Origin of the sequence: Corynebacterium sp. KPL2830 (genome assembly GCF_040225635.1) — a bacterium.
Taxonomy (GTDB): Bacteria; Actinomycetota; Actinomycetes; order Mycobacteriales; family Mycobacteriaceae; genus Corynebacterium.
On the sequence record NZ_JBEHFR010000054.1, the window covers coordinates 1 to 4,078 of the forward strand.

A 4,078-nucleotide genomic window follows, 5' to 3' on the forward strand; every position below is an offset into this window, starting at 1 on the left:
AGTGAAATAATCCTAATACCAGCACGCCAGACCGGCTAAACATATAACTTCACCAACACATCCTGTCGTTTAGGCCTCTATGGTCGGGACGATGCGCTTTAGGAAAGGTTACCCTCAACCTTGATTGGTTAGGGTGACTTAAGATAAGTTAATGGGGCATTTGTTTCTCGTCTATAAGGAAAGCACAATGAAGAAAATTCATCGCGCTCTTTTGTCTGTCGTAGCTGTCGCCTCCTTGGCACTTACCGCATGTAGCACTGCGGAAGAAGAGGACCGGGGTTCGAATAAGGGGACATCGGAAAGCGCACTGCAGATCGAAGATAATAACGGCAGCCATGAGCTGGATGTACCGTTCGAGCGCGTCGCGGTAACGGATAACCGCGCCTTCGAAATCCTCGCGGACTGGGACCTCAATATCGTGGCTGCCCCGCTCGGCATCGTCCCGGATACCCTCTCGGACAAGATCAATGAAGACACGATCGAGGCCAACCTGGGTATGCACCGCGAACCTGACCTGGAAGCACTGGTTGCCGCAGAGCCGGACATCGTCATCAACGGTCAGCGCTTCACCCAGCACCAGGCTGATATCGAGGCACTGATGGAAGATACCCCGGTCCTCGACTTCTCCCCGCGCGACGATAAGGACATGGCGGAAGAACTCATCCGCCAGACCGAAGCACTGGGCAAGATCTTCGACCACGAAGACGAAGCAAAGAAGCTCGTGGATGACTTCAATAAGGCGCTGGACCGTGCCAAGGACGCCTACGATCCTGAGAAAACCGTCATGGCGGTCAACACCACCGGTGGCGACATCAACTACATCGCCCCAGGTAAGGGCCGCTTCTTCGGGCCATTCTTTGACCTGCTGGGCATGAAGCCTTCCCTCGAGGTGGAAAACGCTAGCGATGACCACGAGGGCGATGACATCTCCGTCGAGGCAATCGCTGATTCCAACCCTGACTACATCCTCATCATGGACCGCGACGGTGCCATTGCCAAGGATGAAGCAGGCTACACCCCAGGCAAGAAGCTGGTAGAGGATTCCGCGGCACTCAAGAACGTGACTGCCGTTAAGGAAGGCAACATCGTTGCCGCTCCGCAGGATACCTACACCAATGAAAACATCATTACCTTCACGGAGACGCTCAACGCGATGGCAGACGCGTTTGAAAAGAACTAGCCACCACTAAAAACCGGAAACCGGAGGGATTTGTGCCCTCCGGTTTTCAGGTGCGTAAAGGATAGTTATGGAAACCACCACCCGCACAAAGGTCTGGGATTGGAAGCTGGGCCTCGGCGTACTCATCGTAGCCGCGTTGCTCGTTACTTCTCTGCTGACCGGACAGTACGACGTTTTTGGTGCCGATGATGGGGCCGCCATGTTCGGCATTACCCGCTTGCCGCGCACCATTGCCTTGGTGCTGGCCGGCGCGGCCATGGCTGTAAGCGGCCTGGTCATGCAGCTGCTTACCCAAAATCGCTTCGTCGAACCCTCTACCACCGGCACCACGGAGTGGGCCGGGCTGGGCCTGCTCTTCGTCATGGTCGTCGCACCCACGTCCTCGATTCTAGTGAAGATGATAGGTGCGGTGATCTTTTCCTTCCTGGGTACCGTCGTATTCTTCCTCTTCTTACGCCGGGTGACCCTGCGCTCCTCGCTCATCGTGCCGATCATCGGCATCATGCTGGGTGCCGTGGTGTCTGCGGTCTCGACGTTTTTCGCCCTGATGACGGATATGCTCCAGCAATTGGGAATCTGGTTCATGGGTTCATTCACCGCGGTATATAAGGGCCAATACGAGGTTTTGTGGCTGGTCCTCTTGGTGCTGGTGGCGGTGTATATCTATGCTGACCGCCTCACGGTTGTTGGTTTGGGCGAGGACGTTGCTACCAACGTTGGGCTGAACTATAACCGCATGTTGTTGCTTGGAACCGGCCTCATTGCCATTGCTACGGGCGTGGTCACCGTTGTCGTAGGATCTCTGCCATTCCTCGGGCTTATCGTGCCCAATATCGTCTCTATGGTGCGCGGCGATGACCTGCGTTCCAACGTGCCCTGGGTGTGCTTGCTGGGCATCGGCATCGTCACGGTATGTGACCTGGTGGGCCGCGTGATCATCGCCCCATTCGAGATGCCGGTTTCGGTGATTCTTGGAGTCATCGGCGCCATCGTCTTCATCATCATGATTGTGAGGTCGACCCGTGCGAACTAAGATGTCCGCCCCGCCAAAGAAATATTGGATCACCCTAGTCTGCGTATGGGGCCTAGCTGCGGCTTTAGCCTTTGCCTACCTGGCCTATGGCAATCCGATGGAGTTTGGTACCCGCAAGTTTTGGCTCATCGCCCAGCGCCGCGCCGATGCTCTCATCGCCATGGCGATCGTCGCTGTGTGTCAAGCCATGGCCACGGTGTCTTTTCATACCGTGACGAATAACCGCATCTTGACGCCATCCATCATGGGCTTTGAGTCCCTGTACGTTGCCATCAATACCGCGACCATTTTCTTCCTGGGCGCTAGTGGGCTTAACGATGCCCGCACCGTGCCCACCTTCCTCATGCAAATGGGCGTCATGGTGGGCCTTTCCCTGGTGCTTTATTCGTGGCTGCTAACCAATAGAAAACAGAATATGCACGCCATGCTGCTGGTCGGCGTGGTCATCGGTGGTGGCCTAGGCTCGCTGTCTACCTTTATGCAGCGCATGCTAACCCCCAGCGAGTTCGACGTGCTGACCGCGCGCCTTTTTGGCTCCGTCAATAACGCTGAGACTGAGTACTATCCCATCGCCATTCCCGTTGTGGCCATCGCTACCACGCTTTTGGTGCTCAATGCGCGCAAGCTCAACGTGATTTCCTTGGGCGCCGATGTCAGCACCAACTTGGGCGTGAACCACAAAGCGCATGCAATTTACACGCTGGTGTTGGTCTCGCTATTGATGGCGACGACGACCGCACTGGTAGGGCCCATGACCTTCTTGGGCTTTTTGGTGGCTACGCTGGCCTATCAGTTTGCCGATACCTACGATCACCGCTACATCTTTCCGATGGCGGTGGGCTTAGCATTCCTCGTGCTGATTGCGGCGTACTTCCTCATGCAGCACGTATTTTCCGCGCAAGGCGTGGTGTCCATCATCATTGAGCTGGTAGGTGGCTCCGTGTTCCTCTTTGTCATTATGCGAAAGGGCCGACTGTGATCGAATTAAAGAACGTTTCTAAAACCTATTCCGCCGAGACCGCTATTGGTCCACTCAACCTGACCATCCCGCAGGGAGGCATCACCGCGCTGGTGGGGCCGAATGGTGCGGGTAAGTCGACGATGCTCACCATGATCGGCCGCCTGCTCGACATGGATGAAGGCAGCATCGAAATCGCTGGCTATGACATCCAATCCAGCAAGTCCGCCGACCTAGCGAAGATCGTGTCTATCCTGCGCCAGGAAAATCACTTCGTCACGAAACTGACCGTGCGCCAGCTCGTCGGCTTTGGCCGCTTCCCCTATACCAAGGGGCGACTCAATAAACACGATGAAGAGGTCATTTCCAAATACATCCACTTCCTGCATTTGGAAGAATTGCAGCACCGCTACCTTGACCAGCTTTCTGGAGGTCAGCGCCAGCGCGCGTACGTAGCGATGGTGCTGTGCCAAGAAACCGATTACGTGTTGCTGGATGAGCCGCTTAATAACCTGGATATTTCGCACTCGGTGGACATGATGCGCCACCTGCGCGAGGCTGCCCAGGAATTGGGGCGCACGGTCATCGTGGTTCTGCATGACATCAACTTTGCCGCGCGCTACGCGGACTATATCTGCGCCTGCAAGGACGGGCAGATCGTCGAATTCGGTCCGGCCGAGGAGATTATGCGCGACGATATCCTGACGCCCATCTTCAATACTCCGGTGCGCGTTATCGATGGGCCCGATGGAAAGATCGCGTGCTATCACTAAAAACCGACGTTGGCCTGCGAGTTTGCGTTGTGTTGTGGGGTAGTATAAATTTTAGCGAGTCGCCGAGAGGTAGCCGGTTGGTTACTTGTGAGTGACTTTTTGTACTGGCTTGGTCCGAGGATTTGACTTGGTTC

At 55.7% G+C, this 4,078-nt stretch carries 4 protein-coding genes; all 4 read left to right on the plus strand.

The features are described from left to right. Positions 1-187: 187 nt before the first annotated feature. The 4 genes from ABRP87_RS11085 (at position 188) to ABRP87_RS11100 (ending at position 3,944) form a co-directional block, all read left to right on the plus strand. Positions 188-1,180, plus strand: coding sequence for an ABC transporter substrate-binding protein (locus ABRP87_RS11085; protein ID WP_498821211.1), 993 nt, complete (start codon positions 188-190; stop codon positions 1,178-1,180). A gap of 67 nt (positions 1,181-1,247) precedes the next feature. Then, entirely contained in the window at positions 1,248-2,213 is a 966-nt protein-coding gene (locus tag ABRP87_RS11090; RefSeq protein ID WP_302520921.1) for an ABC transporter permease, read from the plus strand. 1 nt (position 2,214) lies between these two features. Then, on the plus strand, positions 2,215-3,192 hold the full coding sequence (locus ABRP87_RS11095; RefSeq protein WP_349868825.1) for an iron chelate uptake ABC transporter family permease subunit: 978 nt from the start codon (positions 2,215-2,217) through the stop codon (positions 3,190-3,192). Further along, a complete protein-coding gene (locus ABRP87_RS11100; protein ID WP_023025818.1) occupies positions 3,189-3,944 on the plus strand; it encodes an iron ABC transporter ATP-binding protein in 756 nt (251 codons plus the stop codon). Before ABRP87_RS11095 ends, ABRP87_RS11100 begins: the two co-directional genes overlap by 4 nt. The last annotated feature ends 134 nt before the right edge of the window (positions 3,945-4,078 follow it).